The sequence below is a fragment of the Actinomadura rayongensis genome (assembly GCF_009831215.1).
In the GTDB taxonomy this organism is placed as follows: Bacteria; Actinomycetota; Actinomycetes; order Streptosporangiales; family Streptosporangiaceae; genus Spirillospora; species Spirillospora rayongensis.
Genome location: NZ_WUTW01000003.1, coordinates 78,662 through 100,948, shown reverse-complemented (window position 1 = coordinate 100,948; position 22,287 = coordinate 78,662). Strand labels below are relative to the sequence as shown.

Sequence of the window (22,287 nt, the reverse complement as noted above, 5' to 3'; positions counted from 1 at the left end):
AGCGAAACGATGCCGAGGAGGGGCCGTGGCAGCGGGTGCCGGGTCGGGCGCGCAGTTCGTGGACCGCGTGGTCCTGCACGTCGTGGCGGGGAACGGCGGCAACGGCTGCGCGTCGGTCCACCGCGAGAAGTTCAAGCCGCTCGGCGGCCCGGACGGCGCCAACGGCGGCCGGGGCGGGGACGTCATCCTGGAGGTGGACAGCGGCGCGGCGAGCCTGCTGGAGTACCACCGCCGTCCGCACCGCCGCGCCCCGAGCGGGCGGCAGGGGCAGGGCGGGCACCGGACCGGCGCCGACGGCGACGACGTGGTGCTCACCGTCCCGGACGGCACGGTCGTCAAGTCCCCCGACGGCGAGGTCCTCGCCGACCTGGTGGGCGAGGGGACGCGGTACGTCGTCGCCGAGGGCGGCCGGGGCGGGCTCGGCAACGCGGCGCTGGCGTCGGCCAAGCGCAAGGCGCCGGGGTTCGCGCTGCTCGGCGAGCCCGGCGACGAGCGCGACATCGTGCTGGAGCTGAAAAGCGTCGCGGACGTCGCGCTGGTCGGCTTCCCGAGCGCGGGCAAGTCGTCGCTGATCGCGGCGCTGTCGGCGGCCAAGCCGAAGATCGCCGACTATCCGTTCACGACGCTCGTCCCGAACCTCGGGGTGGTGAGCGCGGGCGACACGACGTTCACGGTCGCCGACGTGCCGGGCCTGATCGAGGGCGCGAGCGAGGGACGCGGGCTGGGCCTCGAATTCCTGCGGCACATCGAGCGGTCGTCCACGCTCGTCCACGTCCTGGACTGCGCGACCCCCGAGCCGGGCCGCGACCCCGTCGCCGACTTCGAGGTCATCGAGCAGGAACTGCGCGCCTACGACCGGGCGCTCGGCGACCGTCCGCTGTCGGACCGGCCCCGGCTGGTCGTGCTGAACAAGGTGGACGTCCCGGACGCCCGCGAGATCGCCGAGATGGTCCGGCCCGAGTTCGAGAAGCGCGGCCTGACGGTGTTCGAGGTGTCGGCGGCGAGCCACGAGGGCCTGCGCGAGCTGACGTTCGCGATGGCCGAGATGGTCGGGGCGTACCGGGCGTCGCTGCCGCCCGCCGAGCCGACGCGGATCGTCCTGCGGCCGACGCCGGTGCAGGGCAAGACGGACTTCGCGGTCAAGGAGATGGGCGACAACACCTACCTCATCACCGGCGACAAGCCCGTCCGGTGGCTGCGCCAGACCGACTTCGCCAACGACGAGGCCGTCGGCTACCTCGCCGACCGGCTGGCCCGGCTCGGCGTCGAGGAGGCGCTGGCCGAGGCGGGCGCGGCGGCGGGCGCGACCGTCCTCATCGGCACCCCCGACGACGCGGTCGTCTTCGACTGGGAGCCGGAGATCGCGGCGGGCGACGGCGTGGCCGGCCCGCGCGGCACGGACCGGAGACTGGACGGACGTCGCTGACCGCCCCCGAACCCCCGAGGTAACGACCGTGAGCAGTCGTCGTGCAGAGATCGAGAAGGCGCGCCGCCTCGTCGTGAAGGCCGGGTCGTCGTCGCTGACGACCCACGCCGGGACGATCGACGTGGCGCGCATCGACGCGCTGGTGGACGTCCTCGCGGCGCGCCGCGCGGCGGGCACCGAGATCGTGTTCGTGTCGTCGGGGGCGATCGCGGCGGGCCTCGGGCCGCTCGGGCTGGCGAACCGGCCGCGCGACCTCGCGACGCAGCAGGCGGCGGCGAGCGTCGGGCAGGGCCTGCTGTTCGCGCAGTACACGGCGGCGTTCGCGCGGCACGGGCTGACGGTCGGGCAGGTGCTGCTGACCGCCGACGACATGATGCGCCGCTCGCACCACCGCAACGCGCAGCGCACGCTGGCGCAGCTCCTCGCGCTCGGGATCGTCCCGATCGTCAACGAGAACGACACGGTCGCGACCGACGAGATCCGGTTCGGCGACAACGACCGGCTGGCCGCGCTGGTCGCGCACCTGACCCGCGCGGACGCGATCGTGCTGCTGTCGGACGTGGACGCGCTCTACACCGGCGACCCCCGCAAGCCCGGGTCGCGGCGGATCGGCGAGGTGCGCGGCCCGGCCGACCTGGACGGCGTCGAACTCGGCGCGTCCGGCCGCGTCGGCACCGGCGGGATGATCACGAAGGTGGAGGCGGCGCGGATCGCGGGCGTCCCGGTCGTGCTGACGGACGCGGCGTCGGCCGCGCGGGCGCTCGCGGGCGACCCGATCGGCACCTACTTCCACCCCGAGTCGCCGCGCCTGATGTCGGGCCGCCACCTGTGGTTGGCGCACGCGACGACGGGGCACGGGCGGGTGCTGCTGGACGCGGGCGCGGTGGACGCGGTCGTCCGCCGCCGCAAGTCGCTGCTGCCCGCCGGGGTCACCGGCGTCCAGGGCGACTTCGCCGCGGGCGACCCGGTGGACCTGTGCGACAACGCGGGCCGCGTCGTCGCGCGCGGCCTGGTGAACTACGACGCGGGGGAGATCCCGGACCTGATGGGACGTTCCACCCGCTGGCTCTCCCGGGAGCTGGGCCCGGAGTACGAACGCGAGATCATCCACCGCGACCGCATGGTGGTCCTCGCCGACGGCTGACCCCTTATCCGAGATCGACCGTGAAGGAGCCGGTATGACGGAGCGCGAGAACTTCGAGCGCGCGGCGCGGCGGGCCAAGGACGCGGCGGCGGAGCTGGCGCCGCTGACCCGCGCGGTGAAGGACGCCGCGCTGCTCGCCGTCGCCGACGCCCTGGAGGCCGCGACCGCCGAGATCGTCAAGGCCAACGCGGTGGACGTCACGCGGGCGCGCGGGGCGGGCACCGCCGAGTCCATGATCGACCGGCTGAGCCTCACACCGGAGCGCATCGCGGCGATCGCCGAGGCGGTGCGGGCCGTCGCGGCGCTGCCCGACCCGGTCGGCGAGACGGTCCGGGGGAGCGTGCTGCCGAACGGGCTGGACCTGCGGCAGATCCGGGTGCCGCTCGGCGTCGTCGGGATCATCTACGAGGGGCGTCCGAACGTCACCGTCGACGCCGCCGCGCTCTGCCTCAAGAGCGGGAACGCGGCGCTGCTGCGCGGGTCGTCGTCGGCCTACGAGTCGAACTCGGTGCTGGTCGAGGTCATGCGGCGGGCGCTGGCGGGGACGCCGGTTCCGGCGGACGCGGTGCAGCTCGTCCCGGGTACGAGCCGCGAGTCGGTCAAGCACCTGATGCGGGCGCGCGGCCTGGTGGACGTGCTGATCCCGCGCGGCGGCGCGTCGCTGATCAACTCGGTGGTGGAGGAGTCGACGGTCCCGGTGATCGAGACCGGCGTCGGCAACTGCTCGGTGTACGTGGACGCCGCCGCCGACGTCGCGACGGCCGTGGAGATCCTGCTCAACGCCAAGACGCAGCGGCCGTCGGTGTGCAACGCGGCCGAGACGCTGCTCGTCCACGCCGACATCGCCGACGCGTTCCTGCCCGTGGCGCTCGCGGCGCTGGCGGAGAAGGGCGTGACCGTCCACGGCGACGAGCGCGTGCGGGCGTACGGGGACGCGGTCGTCCCGGCCACCGAGGACGACTGGGACACCGAGTACCTGTCGCTGGACATCGCCGCCCGCGTCGTGGACTCGCTGGACGACGCCGTCGCGCACATCCGCCGGCACGGCTCGGGCCACACCGAGGCGATCGTGACGACGTCGCAGCCCGCCGCCCGGCGCTTCACCGCGCGGGTGGACGCGGCGGCCGTCATGGTCAACGCCTCGACCCGGTTCACCGACGGCGAGGAGTTCGGGTTCGGCGCGGAGATCGGCATCTCGACGCAGAAGCTGCACGCGCGGGGGCCGATGGGGCTGCCGGAGCTGACGTCCACCAAGTACGTCGTGACGGGGGACGGGCAGGTCCGGTAGCCGTCGTGTGACAGATCGGGTCTTGCTGTAACAGTTCGGGTGTGGTCTGATCCGGGGGTGCGCCCTCAGATCAGCCGCCGCCGCGTCCTGCTCGGCGCGGGCCTCGCGTCCACCGGACTCGTCCTGCCCGCGCGTCCCGCGTCCGCCGCGCTGCGCGGCCCGGCGGCCGGGACGACCCTCGACCGCACGCTGCTGCTCGGCTCCGGCCGGTTCCGGTGGATCGTCGCCGGTCCCGGTGAGCCGCACCTGCTCCGCCGGGACCTCGGCGGCGCCGCCGCCCGCGACCGCGCCGCCCGCCGCGCCGGGCTGGTGGCGTTCGGGCAGCTCACGGACGTCCACGTCATCGACGCGCAGTCCCCGGCGCGGGTGGAGTTCGCCGACCGGTTCAAGGACCTGCTGTCCGTCCTGCCGGTCGAGGGCGCGTGGCGGCCCCAGGAGACGCTGACGACGCACGTCGCCGAGGCGATGGTCCGGGCGCTGAACCGGGTCGGGCGCGGCCCGGCGACCGGGCTGCCGCTCGCGTTCACGATCAACACCGGGGACGCGGCCGACAACGTCCAGTACAACGAGCTGCGCTGGATCATCGACCTGCTCGACGGCCGGACGATCCGTCCCGACTCGGGCGATCTCACCCGGTACGAGGGCGTGATGGACCGCGTCGTGTACGACGACCGGTTCTGGCACCCCGACGGGCCGCCGCCCGGTGGCCGCGCGGACGTGGCGCTCGCCGAGCACGGGTTCCCGCGCGTGCCCGGGCTGCTGGACGCGGCGCGCCGTCCGTTCCGCGCGACCGGGCTGGACTCGCCGTGGCTCGCGGTGTTCGGCAACCATGACGGGCTCGTCCAGGGGAACCTGCCGCCGAACCCGCTGGTCAGCGGGCTCGCCACGGGCGGGTTCAAGATCAACGCCCCGGCGGGCGGGGAGCGGGCGGCCCGGCTCGCCCGCGCGCTGGCCGACGCCGATCCTTCCGCGCTGCCCGCGCTCGGCGGGTTGCTGCGCCCGGTGACGCCGGACGCGCGGCGGCGGCTGCTGTCGCGGGCGGAGGTCGTCCGGGAGCACTTCACGACGTCCGGCGGGCCGCGCGGGCACGGGTTCACCGCCGCGAACCTGCGCGACGGGACGGCCTACTACGCCTTCGACCGGGGTCTTGTGCGCGGGCTCGTCCTCGACACCGTCAACCCGAACGGTTACGCCGAGGGCTCGCTGGACGCCGCGCAGTTCGCCTGGCTGGAGGCGCAACTCAAGGCGGGCAGCTCGCGGTACCTGGACGGCTCCGGGAAACGGGTCGGGCATCGCGTCAAGGACAGGCTGTTCGTGCTGTTCAGCCACCACACCATCGCCACGCTGGACAACCCGCTCGGCGGCGGCCGGATCCTCGGCGACCAGGTGAAGGCGCTGCTGCTGCAGTTCCCGAACGTCGTCCTGTGGGTGAACGGCCACACCCACCGCAACGAGGTCATCGCGCACCGGCGAGCGGGCGGCGGCGGGTTCTGGGAGGTCAACACGGCCTCGCACGTCGACTTCCCGCAGCAGAGCCGGATCGTGGAGATCGCCGACAACCGGGACGGGACGCTGTCGATCTTCGCGACCGTCCTCGACTCGGCCGCGCCGGACCTGTTCGGCGGACGCACCGGCGACCCGCTGCACCTGGCGTCCCTGTCGCGGCAGGTCGCGGGCAACGACTGGCAGGACGCACCGGCCGCGCGCCGGGGCAGGGTCGAGGACCGGAACGTGGAGCTGCTCGTCCCGGCCCCCTTCTAGCCGCCCGTCAGTTCTGCGAGGCCGTGTCGCCGCCGCGCCGCGACAGCTTGTCGAACAGGCCGCCCGCCGCGCCGGCCGCCGCGTCCGCGACGTCCTTCACCTTCCCGATGAACGGGTCGGCGCTGCGCTCCCACGAGTCCTTGTACGACCGGGCCGCGTTCTTCACCTCGTCGGTGACCTTGGCGTTCGCGTCGTCCGCGCGGCGCGGGTACTCGCCCGCGAGGATCCGCGCGTACTCGCCGTCGGACGCCCACCGGTCGATCTCGGCGAGCCGGACGACCGCGAACGGGTGCGACTGGCCGAGCAGGTTCAGGAACTTCAGCATGCCGTCCCGGACGTCGCCCGCCTCGTCGTACTCGCGGGCCTGCTGCAGGAACGCGTCGGTGTTCATGTCCGCCAGCCGCGTCCCGCCCGCCATCTTCATCAGCGCGCGCTTCACCGCCGCCGGGTCCTGGCCGGTCAGCAGGCCCGCGCGGTCGCACGACAGCTCGGACTTGCGGTGCCACTCGCGCAGGCCCATGAGGATCGCCGCGATCCCGATGTTGCCGAGCGGCAGCCACGCCAGCCGCGACCCGAGCCGCGTCAGGATCATCATCATCGTCTGGTACACCGAGTGACCGGACAGGATGTGCCCGACCTCGTGCCCGATGACGAACCGCAGCTCCTCGTCGTCGTGCAGGTCCAGCAGGCCCGTGGTGACCACGATGAACGGGTGGTCCGCGCCGATCGCGTAGGCGTTCGCGGCCGGGTTCTGCTCGACGTACACCTCCGGGACCTCGGGCATGTCCAGGATGTACGCCGCGTCCCGGACCATGTCGTACAGGTTGTGGAACTGGTTCTCGCTCGCCCGCACCGAGCTGGCGAGGAACGTCAGCCGGATCGCCCGCTCGTTGAACAGCCCCGAGAGCCGCCGCAGCACGACGTCGAAGCCGGTCAGGGAGCGCAGCGCGACCAGGGCCGAGCGGTCCGCAGGGTGTTCGTAGGCGCGGGAGCTGATCCCGGGGAAGCGCGTGCGCGCACGATCCGGTGTGTTCGTCATGTCCGGCATGCTACGTCCGACGACCGGAACGTCCCGCGAGTTCCCCGGTTCCTGCGAATTGGGTCCCTGTGGGGCGGAAGATCGTCCTGATTCCGGGGCGACTATTCTCGTCGGCATGACGCAAAAGCGGCGGCTGGGGATCATGGGCGGGACGTTCGATCCCATCCACCACGGCCACCTCGTCGCGGCCAGCGAGGTCGCGCACGTGTTCGCGCTGGACGAGGTCGTGTTCGTCCCGACCGGGGTGTCCGCCCACAAGGGCCACACGAACGTCACCCCCGCCGAGGACCGCTACCTCATGGCCGTGATCGCCACCGCGTCCAACCCCCGCTTCTCGGTCAGCCGGATCGACATCGACCGTCCCGGCGCGACGTACACCGTCGACACCCTGCGCGACATGCGCGCCCTCCACGGCCCCGACACCGACCTGTTCTTCATCACCGGCGCGGACGCCCTGGAGAAGATGCTGACCTGGCACGACAGCGAGGAGCTTTTCGGGCTCGCCCATTTCGTGGGCGTCACCCGTCCCGGCCACCGCCTCGCCGACCCCGGCCTGCCCACCGGCCGCGTCAGCCTCATCGAGGTGCCGGCGCTCGCGATCTCGTCCACCGAGTGCCGGGAGCGGGTCGAGGCCGAGGAGCCGATCTGGTACCTCGTTCCGGACGGAATCGTCCAGTACATCAACAAACGTTCCCTCTATCGGCCCGACGGCGCCTGAACAGGAAAGACGGAACGGGGACGCCGGATGCCGCCTACCCTGGAAGGGACATGACCGCAGCCGGACGGACCATCCGGAACCGGTGGGCAAGGGTCATTTCGGGGTCGTCATGAGAGGCTGTCCCCGGAATCGACCCCCGACAGGGAGGATCGCGAGCGCATCGTGACCGCATCCGACAGGGCCGCGCAGCTCATCCGGACCGCCGCCGAGGCGGCGGGGGACAAGCTGGCCGACGACATCCTTGCCTACGACGTGAGCGAGCAGCTCGTCATCACCGACGCGTTCCTGCTCTGCTCGGCCGCCAACGACCGCCAGGTCCGCGCCATCGTCGACGAGATCGAGAAGCGCCTGCGCGAGGAGGCCGGGGCCAAGCCCGTCCGCCGCGAGGGCGAACGCGAGGGCCGCTGGATCCTCCTCGACTACGTGGACGTGATCGTCCACGTCCAGCACCAGGAGGACCGCGTGTACTACGCCCTCGAAAGGCTCTGGAAGGACTGCCCGCTCATCGAGCTGCCCGCGGGCGTCAACACCCACCGCGCCCCCGTCGGGAGCGCCGGTGACTGAGACGCGCACCCCCGGCAAGCGCCGCCTCGTCCTGTGGCGCCACGGCCAGACGACCTGGAACGTCGAGAACCGCTTCCAGGGCAAGACCGACGTCCCCCTCGACGACACCGGCCGCGCCCAGGCCCGCCGCGCCGCCGCCCTCCTCACCGCCCTGCGGCCCACCGCGCTGCTCGCCTCCCCGCTCCAGCGCGCCGCCGACACCGCGCAGGCCCTCGCCGACCTGACCGGCCTGCCCGTCCGGCACGACCGCGACCTCATCGAACGCGACGGCGGCGCCTGGGAGGGCCTCACCGGCGCCGAGATCCGCGAGCGCTACCCCGCCGAGCGGGCCATCTGGCAGCCGCCCGGCGGCGAGACCAGCGCCCAGGTCGCCAAGCGCGTCGGCACCGCCCTCGAGCGCGCCCTCGACGACCTGCCGCCCGACGGCGTCCTCGTCGTCGCCTCCCACGGCGCCGCGCTCCGCCTCGGCCTCTGCCACCTCCTCGGCCTCCCCGAAGAGACCTGGGAACACCTCGGCGGACTCTCCAACTGCTGCTGGTCCGTCCTGTCCGAACGCCGCGACGGCGGCTTCCGCCTCACCGAGCACAACGCCGGAACGCTGCCCGAACCCGTCCTCGGCGACGACAGCCCCGCCGTCGGCCGCTGACGGTCCGCCCCACGACAACCGATTCGACCCCCATCGCCACCTCGGCTAAACTGGCCACGCGCTACGGGATGAACGTCCACGTAGCGGCACGGGGCTATGGCGCAGTTGGTAGCGCGCCTCCATGGCATGGAGGAGGTCTGGGGTTCGAATCCCCATAGCTCCACGAGTCGGGCCATCGTGGTCGGCGCAGCTGCGCCTTCCCCGGTGGCCCGCAGTGCTTTCCGGGGGGACGACCCCCCGAACCCCCCGATGCGGGGGCTCCGCCCCCGCACCCCCTCCGGCTCGGGTTGCGCCGTGCTTCGGACGTTGTTTGGGGGTTTTATGGAGGCCAGCGGTTACTTCATCCTTCCGCTGTTCGGTCTGTTCGCCATCGGGCTCGGTGCGGCCTGGCTGCGGTGGTCGCTTCGCTACGTCGCTTGGATGAAGGGGTTTTCGGGTCCCGACAAGGACTTGCGTCTGCAGGAGTTTGAGCCGCTGCGCCAGTCGGTTTACTTTCCCAAAGCGGTCGGAATCATATGTATCGCGTCGACCGTTGTTTGGGCCGTATTGGCCATCTGTGGCGTGGTTACGGCTTAGCGGCGGTCCGGGTGTTCGACAGCATCGGGAGTCGCGTTGTCACCATGCGCTTCCAGGTGCCGTCCTGCACCATCTTCTGCAGCGCCGAGTCGACCTTCTGCTTCGCGCGTGCGTCTTTGGCCGGAAGGTAGATGCTGTAGCTCGTTGCCGTGCCGTTGAGTCCAAGCAGCTTGAAGCGACCGGGGTTCTGCTGGGCGTATCCGGCGAGGACGGCGTCCTTTCCGAAGGCGCCGGCGACCTTGCCGTTGAGGAGGGCGACGAGGCATTCGCTGATGCTCTTCGTCGGTGCTGGCTTGGCCTTGAGGTCGGCCGGGATGGCGCTGCCCGGAAGCACGCAGAGCTTCTTGCCCGCGACGTTGCTTTTCTGCTTCGTCTTCTTGTCCTTGGACAGCAGCATCACGTCGTCATGCATGGTCAGGTAGGGGTTCGACGCGGTGATCGCGCTGTTTTTCTCCGCCGGAGCCGGTGACGCCGCGATGACGAGCTGAGCCTTGCCGCTGGTGAGCGTGGCGACCCGGTCCCTGCCGGTCACGGGAACGAAAGTGATGCCGGTCGCGGGTACGCCGAGCTGCTTGGCGATCTGGGTCGCGACATCGATGTCGAAGCCCGCATAGGTTTTTTCCCCGACCCGCTGGCTGAGGCCGGGCTGGTCGGGGAGAACACCGATGGTCACCTTCTTGTTCTTGTCGATCGTGTCCAGGAACGAAGGCGAATTCGCTTTGGAACAGGATGACAACGCGAACGTGAGCGCGGCGACGGCGACGATGCCGGCCAAGGGGCGATGGGTCACTAGGGCTCCGTTGGTTCGAGGTGCCTGCTGACCCTACGTGGTGTCCGCTGATGCAGCCAGTTGACAGGCGTGCCCAAACGGACGACACGTGTCATCCGAACGGAGGACATGATCCTGGTTTTCTGCTTGTCGGGCGCAAGGGCATGCGGCTGGTCGCCTTCTCGGCGTCTCACGATGTGGGCCGCTGTCGCGCGGCGGGATGGCCCTCGACAAAATGGCTGCCGGGATGTAAGAAATGTCCTCGTAGTTGGACTGGCGCTGAGCCCGCTGCCGTGCACTGTAGATCACTGTTGATCAACGCACGGTGACATGCCTCGGCTTGCAGAAGATGAGGTCGCATGCGGGTCAGTCGGCAGAAGCTTTGGCGTGCGCTGCGGATCGTCGTTCCGATCCTCCTGCTGCTGAACCTGGCCGTCCCGAATGGTCGTGCCTTCGCCGACCCGGCGGCGGAGAAGCCTGAAGGCGCTAAGCCGACAGGTGCCGAGCCGACAGGTCCTGATGGTCAGTTCGTGCCATTGCGGGCCCGCGCACTCGGTTCGGAGCTGACCATTCCCGCAGGGGGTGAGATCCCCGTTCTGGTGGCGGGTCAGGCCGGGATTCCCGACCGGTCGGTGGCGGCGGTCGCGGCCCAGATCACCGTGTCGGGCCGGGGCTCGGGTGAGCTTCTCGCCCATCCGAACGGTGATGTGCGCCAGGGCGAGGAGACCGCACGCACCCTCGCATATGAGCCGGGGGCCCGAACCCGTGCCTTCGCGCTGCTCAGGCTCGGCACCGACGGACGAGTCCTGCTGGTCAACCGTGGGTCCGAGTCGGTGAAGGTCGGCATCGACGTCGAGGGCTACATGCTCGACAGCCCCGGAACCGTCCCCGCGGGCGGGTTCGCCGCCCGCCCGTACGATCCGATCGGGCGCATCGACGCGTTGCCGGGGGAGAGCGCCCGCACGCTGACTCCGCCGAAGGACCTCGGACTGCCGGCCAAGACCCAGGCGGTGATGCTCCAGATCGCCGTCCGGGCACCGGGTGGGTCGGCACCGGGCACGGTGAGTCTCACACCCGTCGGACGAAACGGGACCGAGCGCCCGCAGGTCACGTACGCAGCGGGCCGGACGACGACCAATACGCTGGTCACGACGCCGTCCAGTGCCGGCTACATCGTCCGTAACCATGGCTCGGCCGCCGTCGAGGTCTCCGTCGCGCTGGCCGGCTACTTCAGCGACACCGGTGACCGGGCTGATCGGGGCCAACGCCTGGTGCCCACGGCACCACTTCCGCTGACGTCGGGCGACGTCACGCTCAAGCCCGGTCATACGACGACCCTCGACCTCAGCACCCAGAAGCGGCTTCCGATGCAGGAGTCCGTGCTGACCGCGCTCGTCCTCGGGCTCACGACGCGCAGCTCCGGAGCCGGAACATTGCGCGTCCGTCCCGAATCCGCCGGAAGCGGCGCGGCCCGGCCGGCCGCGCTGCCGTATAACGCGGGGGCGAGGACCACCGGGTCCGTGATCGTCGGACTGCCGGGGACCGGAACCCGCAGGGTCGTGATCGAGAACGGCGGAGACTCCGCGGTGACGATCAACGCGGACCTCCAGGGCTACGCTCGAACCCTGGGAACACCCGGTGTCCCGGCCGCTGTGACGGCCACGCCCGGTGACACCGAGGCCACGGTCACGTGGACGGCGCCCGCCGACGACGGCGGCTCCGCGATCACCGGCTATACGGTCACCTCCGCACCCGGCGGGATGACGGCGCACGTCTCCGCCGACAAGACGAGTGCCACCGTGACGGGCCTGACCAACGCCAGGGGGTACACGTTCACGGTCACCGCCGAGAATCCGCTCGGCCGGTCCGCCGCGTCGCCGCCGTCCGCAGGTGTGACGCCCGTGGGTCCGCCCGGCGCACCCACGGCGGTGTCGGCATCAGCCGGGAACACCACCGCGACACTCACCTGGAAGGCTCCCGCCGACAACGGGGGACGTCCGATCACCTCCTACACCGTCACCGCGAAACCGGGTGGGAAGACGGCGACCGTGGTGGGCGGCAAGACCACGGCGACGGTGACCGGTCTGAAGAACGGGCAGCCGTACACCCTCACCGTCACCGCGGCCAACTCCACTGGGACGGGCACGGAGTCGGCGGCGTCCCGCGTCGTCACTCCCGCGGCTCCCGCAGAAGCACCCACCGCGATCAGAGCGACCGCGGGTGACGGCCGGGCGACCGTGAGCTGGACGCCGCCGAGCAGGACCGGTGGCTCTCCGGTCACCGGTTACACGGTCACGTCCGCGCCCGGTGGGAAGACCGTGCAGGTCACCCGCGGCCAGAAGCAGGCCCTGATCACGGGCCTGAAGAACGGCACCGCCTACACGTTCACCGTCGCGGCCCGTAGCGCTGCGGGGCCGGGGAAACGTTCGGCGGCATCCGAACCCGTCACCCCCACCGGGAAGCCCGCGGCACCCACCCAGGTCACCGCCGCGCCCGGGGACCGCAGCGCGACCGTGTCCTGGACCCCGCCGCGCGACAGCGGGGGCGCACCCGTCTCCGAGTACACCGTGACGGCCACGCCCGGTGGCGCCACGATGCGGACCCGTCGTACGTCGCTGGCCTTCTCCGGTCTGCGCAACGGCACGACGTACACGTTCACCGTCCGTGCCCGCAACGCCCGGGGCACGGGTGCCTCGTCCGAGGCGTCCACGCCCGTGACCCTGTCGAGGACGTTCACCGCGCTGACGTCCCCCTCCGCGCCCGGCGCACCCACCCAGGTCACCGCGGTGCCCGGCGATCGGCAGGCCAGGGTGTCCTGGACGGCCCCCGCCGACGACGGCGGTTCCCCGATCACCGGCTACACCGTGACGTCCTCACCGGGCGGACTCACCGCCACCGCCGCGGCCGGCGACACCAGCGCCACCGTGACCGGCCTGACCAACGGCACGGCCTACACCTTCACCGTGAAGGCCACCAACAGCGTCGGCGACAGCCCGGGCTCGACACCGTCAACGTCCGTGACGCCGCCAGGCGCCATCGTGCTCGATGCTCAGATCGGCGGGCCGAAGGTCACCCTGACCACGACCGTCGCGCTTCAAGACGGGCGTATTCGTTTTTCGGGTGTTGCTGGTCAACGGGTGAGCGTGCATTTCTCGGGGTCGTCGTTTGCGTATGGCAAGGCTGCGGTGTCGTTGGTGGGTCCGAGTGGATCTGGGCTGGTCGCTCCGTACAAGTATTGGTCTGGTTCGTATGTGATTGAGCCGTTGGTTTTGCCGTCGGCTGGTGAGTATTCGGTTGTGGTGGATCCGTTGGATGATGTGACGGGTTCGGTGGGGGTTCAGGTCTTCGAGGTTGCCGATCAGGTTCTTGCGGCGTCTGTTGGTGGTTCGGCGGTTCAGGTTTCTACGTCGGTTCCTGGTCAGCGGAGTTTGGTTCGGTTTTCTGGTTCTGCTGGTCAGCGGGTTAGCGCTGGGTTTTCGGGGTCGTCGTTTGTGTATGGCAAGGCTGCGGTGTCGTTGGTGGGTCCGAGTGGATCTGAGTTGGTCGCTCCGTACAAGTATTGGTCTGGTTCGTACGTGATTGAGCCGTTGGTTTTGCCGTCGGCTGGTGAGTATTCGGTTGTAGTGGATCCGTTGGATGACGTGACGGGTTCGGTGCGCGTTCAGGTTTTCGAGGTTGCCGACCAGGTTCTCTCGGCCACCGTCAACGGTCCGGCCGTCCAGGTCGCCACCTCGATTCCGGGCCAGAACAGCCGTATCCAGTTCGCCGGAACCGTCGGACAGCAGGTAAGCCTCAAGCTCTCCAATTCGACCTATGGCTACGGCAATGCCACCCCGTCCCTGCTGAAGCCCGACGGCACCGTCATGCAGACGGGTTCGCCCTACTGGAGTAACGGGGCGTACACGTACGGTCCGCTGACTCTGCCCGCAGACGGGACATACACCTTCCTCATCGACCCCAAAATGGATGCCGCTGGCGGAGTGGCTGCTCAGGTCACCGGCGAATCGGGAGATGTCGCCACCTCGGTCACGGTCGGCGGCGCCACCACCACCGTCATCACCGCGGCAGGAAAGAACGGCACCGTCACCTTCTCCGGTCAGAAGGACACCCCTGTGGTGGTCAACCTGACGGGTAACTCCTACGGCGCCGGGAACCTGAAAGTCTCGATCGTCGGCGCCGACCAGTCCGAACTGGTGGCCGCGCAGACCTTGACCTCGACCGCCCGTACCTTCGGCCCGATCACTCTGCCCGCCACCGGCCCGTACACGATCGTCCTCGACCCCCAGGCGGACGCTGTCGGCCAGGTCACCGTGGGGGTCGACATCCCGCCCGGCCCGCCGACCCAGGTGTCGGCGACCGCCAAGCCCGGCGGCGCCACCGTCACCTGGACGGCGCCGGCTGCGAACGGCGGGTCGGCGCGCACCGGCTATGTCGTCACCTCGTCGCCGGGCGGGCTCACCGCCACCGCGTCCGCCGGAGCCACCAGCGCCACCGTGACCGGCCTGACCAATGGCACGGCCTACACGTTCACCGTCGCCGCCCGGAACGCGGGCGGCGACGGCGCGCAGTCGAGTCCGACCGCTCCCGTCACGCCGGTCGACGTCCCCGGAAAGCCCGCCGCGCCGACGACGCAGCTCGGCAGCACCCAGGTGACCGTCTCGTGGACGGAGCCGGGCGACACCGGCGGTCTCCCCATCACCTCGTACACGGTCAAGTCCTCTCCCGGCGGGCAGACGACCACGGTCTCCGGTGATCAGCGCTCGGTCGTCGTGACCGGCCTGACCAATGGCACGGCCTACACCTTCACCGTCACCGCGACCAACGCTCGTGGGACGGGCCCTGTGTCGGACCAGTCCGCGCCGGTCACCCCGGCCGCGGTCCCGGACCGGCCGACCGGGGCCGCCGCCGTACTCGGGGACCGGCAGGCCACGGTGACATGGACGGCCCCCGCCTCTGACGGCGGTGCCCCCATCAGTTCGTACACCGTTGTGTCGTCACCGGGCGGGCGTACGACGACGGTGCCCGCCGATGCCCGCACCGCGGCGGTGCAGGGACTGACCAACGGCACCGCCTACACGTTCACCGTCTACGCCACCAACGTCGCCGGAAACGGCGCGGCGTCGGAACCGACCACTCCCGTCATCCCCGTGGGACCGCCCGGGAGCCCCACCGAGGTCGCGGCCACGGCGGCGAACGGCACTGCCACGGTGACCTGGCGGGCCCCTGACGACGACGGAGGCGCGCCCCTCACCGGTTTCGTCGTCACCTCCGATCCCGGCGGCTTCTCGGCGACTGTGCCTGCCACGGCGACCTCCGCCGACGTCACGGACCTGGTTCCCGGAGCGGGCTACGTCTTCACCGTGCGAGCCGTCAACGCGGCCGGGATCGAGAGCGCGCCGTCGGAGGCGTCCACCGAGGTCTTCGTCGACCCGCCCCCGGGTGCTCCCGGCCGGGTCGAAGCCACTCCCCGGGACGGCTCTGCGACGGTGAGCTGGCTCGCCCCTGATGGCCGGAACGAGACGGAGATCAGCTCCTACACCGTCACGACGACCCCGAACACCCAGACGACCACGGTCGCGAGCGACGTCACCTCGGCGACCATCGGGGGACTCACCAACGGCACGGCGTACACCTTCACCGTCACCGTCCATTACCGCGACGGGGGCAGCGTTACATCGGCGCCGTCCAGAGCCGTCACCCCCGCCGCCGTGCCGGGCGCGCCCACCCAGGTGACCGCGCTGCCCGGTGACCGGCAGGCGAGGGTCACCTGGGCGGCGCCCGCGGACCTGGGCGGCCTGGCGCTCACCGGCTACCGGATCCGGGTGATGTCCGATCTCGGTGACACCGTGATGACCGTAGGGCCTGTGGCCACGACCGCGACCGTCACCGGCCTCGTGAACGGAACTGCGTACACCTTCGACGTCGCCGCCGTTAATGACATGGGGATCGGTCCGCGGTCCGCCCCGACCACCCCCGTGACGCCCGCGTCCGGCCAGGTCCCGGGCAGGCCGACGCAGGTCGTGGCGACGGCGGGCGCGGCTCAGGCCGCGATCACGTGGTCCGCGCCCGCCGATGGCGGCTCCCCGATCACCTCGTACACGGTGACCGCGACGCCGGGCGGCCGGACGGTCACTACGACGACGACCACCGCGACGGTCGCCGACCTCAGGCCGGGGACCGCGTACACGTTCACGGTCGCGGCCACGAACGCGGTCGGCACCGGACCCGCGTCCGAACCCTCCGCGTCGGTCGTTCCCACCGGCACGGTCACGGCGCCCAGCCATGTGACCGCCGTCGCGGGTGATCGCCGAGCCACGGTGAACTGGGCGGAACCGGCCCCCGGCTCCGCGACGACGGTCACGTCGTACACGGTCACCTCGACGCCCGGCGGCAAGACCGCGACCGCCGCGCCCGGCAGTCCGACCGCGACCGTCACGGGGCTGACGAACGGGAACTCCTACACGTTCATCGTCACGGCGTCGTACTCGGACGGCACCTCCGTGACCTCGGAGCCTTCCGAGCCGGTGGTTCCGGTCGGTCTTCCCGGCAGTCCCGGCTCGGTCACGGCCTGGCCGGGCGACGGCGCCGCCGGACTAAGCTGGGGCCCACCGACCGACGGCGGCGACCTCACCGGCTATGTGATCACCGTGGCACCGGGCGGACGGACGGTCACCACGGACGCCCGGACCTCCTGGACACAGATCGACGGGCTCACGAACGGAACCGCCTACACGTTCACGGTCGCGGCCACCAACGCGTTCGGCACGGGGACGCTGCGGACGTCGAGCGCGGTCACCCCCGCCCGAGCGCCCGGACCTCCGACCAATGTCGTCGCGACCTCCGGAGACGGTTCGGCGGCGGTCAGCTGGACGAAACCGGCCGGCGTCGACAACGTCACGTCCTACCTCGTGGTGGCGTCGCCCGGCGGCGGCGCCCAGGACATCCCTGGCGGCACGACCTCCGCGACGTTCACCGGCCTGACTAATGGAACGCCGTATACCTTCAAGGTCTCGGTCGGCGCCGGCGGAGCAGTGTCGACCTCGAATCCGGTCATACCCAAAGCCGGGACCGGCCCCGCTCAGCCCCCACCCGCGAGGAATCCGAATGCGCTGATCGAGCCGGTCACCACTCCGGGACCGACAATCCTCGATTCCATCGCGCGAATCGACGCAGACACTACGTGGGGACCAACGGGATCGCCGTACGTGGTCGAGAACCTCTCTGTGTCCTCTGGGGCGACTCTGACCCTCCTTCCCGGAACTGTCGTCAAATTCAAGCGCTACAACTCGGCTATTTCGGTTAGCGGTAAGGTTCTTTCGCTAGGGACCCCCGGTCGCCGGGTCATCTTCACATCGATCAAGGATGACGCCGTGCTCGGGGACACCAATGGCGACGGGAGCGCATCCACGCCGCAAGAGGGCGACTGGATGAACGTCATGTTCGCTAATGCCAGCAAGGAGGGATTGAGCGTACTGGACAACACGGATGTCCGCTATGGGGCATGGGGCGGAGGCGCTTCCATCTGCGGTGGCGTCAATGGCGGCGCTGTTAGTGCATGGAATTCGAACCTTGTCATCTCATCGTCGACATTCATGCACAACGAGTATGACGGAGTCGAACTCAGCAACCAAGGTTCGGATCCGCGCAGCTATTACGGCATCTATGGTAATAGGTTTGGGAGTTCTCATTGTGGCCTAACGGTATCAGGCTCGGGGGGAGTGGTAGAGGCGATTGGGAATACTTTTGACGACTCAATCGAATTCTCTGGATTCGGCTTCTTGAGTGACCATGATATAAAAGTGAGATTTTGGTTCAATACTGTCTATAGTAAAATCGATGTAGCCGGAATTGAGAATACCCCGGTCCGCAGTGGAGTCGATGTGCGCTACAACGCGCTCGTTGGCGGAGTAAGGAGGATGTCCGGATACGGCGGGAGAGACCTGGCTGAGTATTCCCAGAACTGGTGGAATTACGATCTCAATTCCAGTCATCTTCCTGAATGCATGGACAAGGCGGCGGCGGACGCCAACAACCCGCCGATCCAGTATTCAACGGACCCGAAGTGCGCCGCGGGCCAGGTGAAGCCGCTGTCCTACACTTTCAACGCCGGCCCGGCCCTCTCCGTGCCTCCCGCTTCGATTCCGATCTCCCTCAATCGCTCCCAAAGCCCCCGAATCGGGCCGGTGGACACGTTCTCCGGAACGCTGGAGTACACCGCCACGGACATGTCCGTTGAGGACGCGGGCAAGGCCATCGCCGCGACCCGCACCTACCACTCGGGCGATGCCACCACCTCCGGAGACCTGGGGAACGGCTGGGTATCGGCGTTCTCTGAGAAACTGTCGAATGTGAACGGCATGCTGAGCATGTCGCTTCCTGACGGCAGCACGCTGCCGTTCATGACTGATCCCGCCGCGGGAAATGTCCCCGTCCCCGGAGTAAACGCCGATCTGGAAACCGAGGCGAACGGCACCACCGTGCGGCTGGCCGACAAGACCGGCTACCACTTCGACACCGCCGGCGCGCTCACCCAGATGACCCTCGGGGACAAGAACCACAAGATCCAGGTCGAGCGGGAGAACGGTCATCCCGTCAAGGTCGTCGGTGTCTCGGGCCGGTACCTCGCCTATGACCGTGCGTCGGGTGTCGTGCAGCGGATCACGGACTCCCAGAACCGGACCACCCAGTACGGCTACACCGGTGAGCGTCTGACATCGGTCACCGGAGTCGACGGCAAGACCGAGACCTATTCCTACGACGCCGATGGCCGGCTGACCCGGGTCACCACCCCCGACGGCAAGGTCAAGCTCAACGTCGGCTACAACGCCGAGGGCAAGGTCGCCTGGATCGAACAGCAGGGTCAGGGGCGAACGTCGTTCACCTACGACGCCGCCGAACGCACGACCACGGTGACCCGGCCGGACGGCGCCGAGACCGTACAGCAATACGACTGGGCCGGACGCCTGGTGCACGAGCAGACGGAGAGGTCAGGCCGGCACATCGTCTATGACGGTGAAGGCCGACCGATCGTCACCGTTGAAGGCGTTCCGAACCAGCGGCTTCGCAACTACAGTGCGTCCGCCACAGGGCGGCTGTACGACGCGAAGGGGAACCCGGTGCTGGAGATGAGCCCCGGGGGAACCATGGCCAGCACAACGTTCAACTCCGAACGCCAGCCCCTCGTCAGCACCTTTTCCGACGGCACGACGGTCAAGCGCACCTATGACGAGAACGAGCGCCTGGCGACCTACACCGACCAACGCGGCAAAGTGACCCGCTACACCTATGACTCCATCGGCCGGGTCACCACCGTCACCGATCCACTCGGGCGGAAGCAGACTCAGGAGTTCGGCACCGGGGTCGGCGATCTGGTCGCCACGGTGGACAACACCGGGGCGCGAACGGTCTTCGGGCATGACCCGCTGGGCCGTGTCACGTCGGTGTCCGATCCGCTCGGTGAAAAGCGCATGTTCGAGTACACCCCGTGGGGCCAGCTCAAAAAGGTCACCCAGCCGAGGGGCGGGACCTACACGGTCGCCTTCAACGACGACCGGCAGCCGGTCTCGCTCACCGATCCACTCGGCCGCGTGGCTGAGTACCTTTATGACTCCGACGGAGTGCTGAGCGGTGTGAAGAATCCCGCCGGGCAGACCTCCACCTTCGGATACGACCCGCTCGGGCGACCCACGCGCTATACCGACCCGCGCGGCGAGACGATCCGTCAGGAGTACTCGCCCGAGGGGTGGGCGACGAAGCTCGTCGCCCAGGACGGCGGCATCATCACCTACGGCCATGACCCCGCCGGACGCGTGACGCGCACGACCGATTCGCTCGGCAACGTCTCCCGGGTCGTCTACGACATCGACGGTCGGATGGTGCGGAACGACACTCCCGACGGTTTCTCCGAACGCTACGAGTACAACGCGATGGGGTTGCTCGTCGGCTACTGGTCCCCGCAGAGCACCGACTGGACGGGACCGAAGTGGACCTACGACTACGACCCAGCGGGCAACCGCACCGTCGTGACAGGCCCGGACGGCAAGAAGATCACGCTGGCCTACGACGCGACCGGCCGAGTGACCAGGAGAACCGATCCGCTCGGCCGTGACACGATCATCAACTACAGCGACCGCACCCGGACTCAGACCATCCGGGACGGGGTCGGCCTGGTGGAGATGGTCGTCCGCGACCCCCTCGGCAGAATGGTTCGCCGGCTCGACGGCCGCGAGACCACCGACATCGGTTACGACGACGACGGAAACGTCTCCACGGTCGAGTCGTCAGGGCGCCGTACCGAACGCGAGTACGACCTGGCCGGACAGATGCTCAAGCAGACCGACCCGATGGGGCAGGTCACCACCGCGACCTACGACCCGCTCGGCCGGATGAGCACCCGGACCTTCCGCGGCAACACGACGGACACGACCGACGACAGCACCGAGTCGTTCACCTACGACCTGAGCGGGAATCTCAGCACACGCACCGACCGTGTCGGTCAGAAATGGACCTATCAGTACGACGGCGCCAACCGGGTCATCAGCGCCACGGACCCGCTTCAGCACACCACCCTCTACGCCTATGACACCGCCGGGAACCGGACGGCGACGACCGATCCCACGGGCGTCGTGCAGCGGACCGGCTATGACGCGATGGGGCGTCCCGCTGTCACCAGTGACATCACCGGGGCGAGCTGGACCGTCCAGTACGACGCCATGGGCAATCCGGTGAAGACCGTCGACCCCGCAGGCGTCACCGCCACCGCCACCTATGACGACTACGGACGGGTGCTCCGGGCCTTCGACGGCTCCGCCACCACCGAATACACCTATGACGCCGCCGGCCAGCCGACCCAGATCAACCGATTGACCGGCAGTACGCAAATCTCCGGGCAGACGATCGCCTACGACTCGAGAGGCCGCCGCACCCGGGTCACGGACCAACGCGGCCGATCCACGAAGTACGCCTACGACATCACCGACAACGTCACCAAGGTCACCTCTCCGAGCGGACGTGAATACACCTATACCTACGCTTCTTCCGGCGAACTCACGTCTGCCACCGATCCCTTGGGCAATCGGAGCAGCTACCGCTATAACGCGGCAGGCCAACCGACCCGGTTGACTCTGCCCGGCGGCGGAACCCGCACCTTCGCCTATGACGGCCTCGGGCGTCTGGCCAGTGAGACCGACCCCACGGAACGAGTGACCACCTATTCCTACGACGCCGAGGGCAGGCCGCTCACCACCAGCCGTCCGTCGGGTCGCACGACCACGGCCACCTACGACGATGCGGGAAGGCTGACCGGGCTCACCTCGGGAACCGACCAGCGTACGTTCGCGTACGACGACGCCGGCCGTCTGACCCACGCCGTCACCGGGCAGCGGGCGGTGGATCTGACCTACGACAATCGGGGCTTGCCCCTGACCAGCAACGACGGTACCGGTCAGGTCACCTACACGTACGACGTCGCGCGACGTCTGGCGGGACGCGCACCGCCGGAGGGCGAGCCGACTACCTACCGGTACGGGGCCGACGGTCGGCTCGCGGAGATTCGCGGTCCGACCAACCTCAACCAGATCTACAGTTTCGGGGCCGATCGGCAGACGGTCGAGACCCGTGACCCGAATGCCCGGGTGTCGCCCGTCACCCGTGAGTTCGACGGATCAGGGCTTCCCACCTCGATTCAAGGAAAAGTCAAGGTCACCGGTGCCCAGACCGAGCCGTACGACCTGCGGGCCTCCTACAACGACGACGGTCAGATCACCAAGCTCGTCCAGCACGTCCCGGGCAATGACGGTTCGGGAACGACGACCTACCGGTACGACGGAGCCGGGCGGCTGATCACCGCGAATCCCGACAACGGCGACACCCAGAACTACGAATGGGACGCCAGGGGCAACCGGACCTCCATTCGCTACGGCAGCGGCCCCAAGGTCACGACGACGTACGACGCGTCGGGTCAGGCCACCGGATCCAGCGACGGTGCGGTCCGCACCTACGACGCCGACGGCAACCTGACCGGCGTCACCCGTACGGACGCCCCGACGGTCACCTACGGCTACAACGGATTCGGGGAGCTGACATCGGCGCAGGCCGGCGCCGAGGCCATCACCTATCGACGGGACGCGCTCGGCCGGACCGCCACCCGGACGGGAGCCCCGGGCACCGAGACGTTCGGCTACGACGGGACCTCCACCGCCGTCACCGGATACCGGTCACCGACGGGCGTTGCGAGCTCGCTGATCCGTGATCCCGGACGTCCTGGAGGCCCTCGTGGACCCGGTGCGGCGCGGCATCGTCCGCCAGCTCGCCAACGCCCCCGGGGACATGGCCTGCGGCACGTTCGACTTCACGGT

General features: G+C 69.7%; 10 protein-coding genes, 1 tRNA gene and 1 pseudogene. 10 read left to right on the top strand and 2 right to left on the bottom strand.

Going from position 1 to position 22,287, the window contains the following annotated elements:
- Nucleotides 1–25 precede the first annotated feature (25 nt).
- From obgE to GQ466_RS17365, 4 genes are read left to right on the top strand one after another with little or no spacing between them, the layout of a single operon-like run.
- Nucleotides 26–1,426 (top strand): GTPase ObgE, encoded by a 1,401-nt coding sequence (obgE, locus tag GQ466_RS17380; RefSeq protein WP_161104020.1) that lies wholly within the window; start codon nt 26–28, stop codon nt 1,424–1,426.
- A 28-nt stretch (nt 1,427–1,454) separates the two neighbouring features.
- Nucleotides 1,455–2,570, top strand: coding sequence for a glutamate 5-kinase (gene proB / locus GQ466_RS17375; protein WP_161104019.1), 1,116 nt, complete (start codon nt 1,455–1,457; stop codon nt 2,568–2,570).
- Between the two features lie 34 nt (nt 2,571–2,604).
- Nucleotides 2,605–3,858, top strand: a complete 1,254-nt coding sequence (locus GQ466_RS17370) for a glutamate-5-semialdehyde dehydrogenase (RefSeq protein WP_161104018.1) — start codon at nt 2,605–2,607, stop codon at nt 3,856–3,858.
- Nucleotides 3,859–3,915: 57 nt separating this feature from the next.
- Nucleotides 3,916–5,619: a TIGR03767 family metallophosphoesterase gene (locus GQ466_RS17365; protein WP_161104017.1), complete on the top strand. Its 1,704-nt coding sequence runs from the start codon at nt 3,916–3,918 to the stop codon at nt 5,617–5,619.
- 7 nt (nt 5,620–5,626) lie between these two features.
- Here the strand turns inward: GQ466_RS17365 and GQ466_RS17360 are convergent, their stop codons facing one another.
- Nucleotides 5,627–6,667, bottom strand: a complete 1,041-nt coding sequence (locus GQ466_RS17360; RefSeq protein WP_202420707.1) for a M48 family metallopeptidase — start codon at nt 6,665–6,667, stop codon at nt 5,627–5,629.
- Between the two features lie 106 nt (nt 6,668–6,773).
- Here GQ466_RS17360 and nadD point away from each other — a divergent pair, with 106 nt between their 5' ends.
- The 5 genes from nadD (at nt 6,774) to GQ466_RS17335 (ending at nt 9,162) form a co-directional block, all read left to right on the top strand.
- Complete coding sequence (gene nadD, locus GQ466_RS17355; protein WP_161104015.1) at nt 6,774–7,376, top strand: nicotinate-nucleotide adenylyltransferase; 603 nt, start codon at nt 6,774–6,776, stop codon at nt 7,374–7,376.
- A gap of 162 nt (nt 7,377–7,538) precedes the next feature.
- Nucleotides 7,539–7,940: a ribosome silencing factor gene (gene rsfS, locus GQ466_RS17350; RefSeq protein ID WP_161104014.1), complete on the top strand. Its 402-nt coding sequence runs from the start codon at nt 7,539–7,541 to the stop codon at nt 7,938–7,940.
- Nucleotides 7,933–8,586, top strand: coding sequence for a histidine phosphatase family protein (locus GQ466_RS17345; protein ID WP_161104013.1), 654 nt, complete (start codon nt 7,933–7,935; stop codon nt 8,584–8,586). Before rsfS ends, GQ466_RS17345 begins: the two co-directional genes overlap by 8 nt.
- A gap of 90 nt (nt 8,587–8,676) precedes the next feature.
- Nucleotides 8,677–8,749, top strand: a tRNA-Ala gene (locus tag GQ466_RS17340).
- A gap of 131 nt (nt 8,750–8,880) precedes the next feature.
- Nucleotides 8,881–9,162 (top strand): hypothetical protein, encoded by a 282-nt coding sequence (locus GQ466_RS17335; RefSeq protein ID WP_161104012.1) that lies wholly within the window; start codon nt 8,881–8,883, stop codon nt 9,160–9,162.
- Here GQ466_RS17335 and GQ466_RS17330 read toward each other — a convergent pair.
- Entirely contained in the window at nt 9,152–9,952 is an 801-nt protein-coding gene (locus GQ466_RS17330) for a transporter substrate-binding domain-containing protein (protein ID WP_161104011.1), read from the bottom strand. The two genes, GQ466_RS17335 and GQ466_RS17330, sit on opposite strands and share 11 nt — an antisense overlap.
- A gap of 338 nt (nt 9,953–10,290) precedes the next feature.
- Between GQ466_RS17330 and GQ466_RS31715 the strand changes: the two are divergent.
- Nucleotides 10,291–22,071 (top strand): annotated as a pseudogene (locus GQ466_RS31715) (fibronectin type III domain-containing protein); the annotation flags it as partial.
- Nucleotides 22,072–22,287 lie beyond the last annotated feature (216 nt).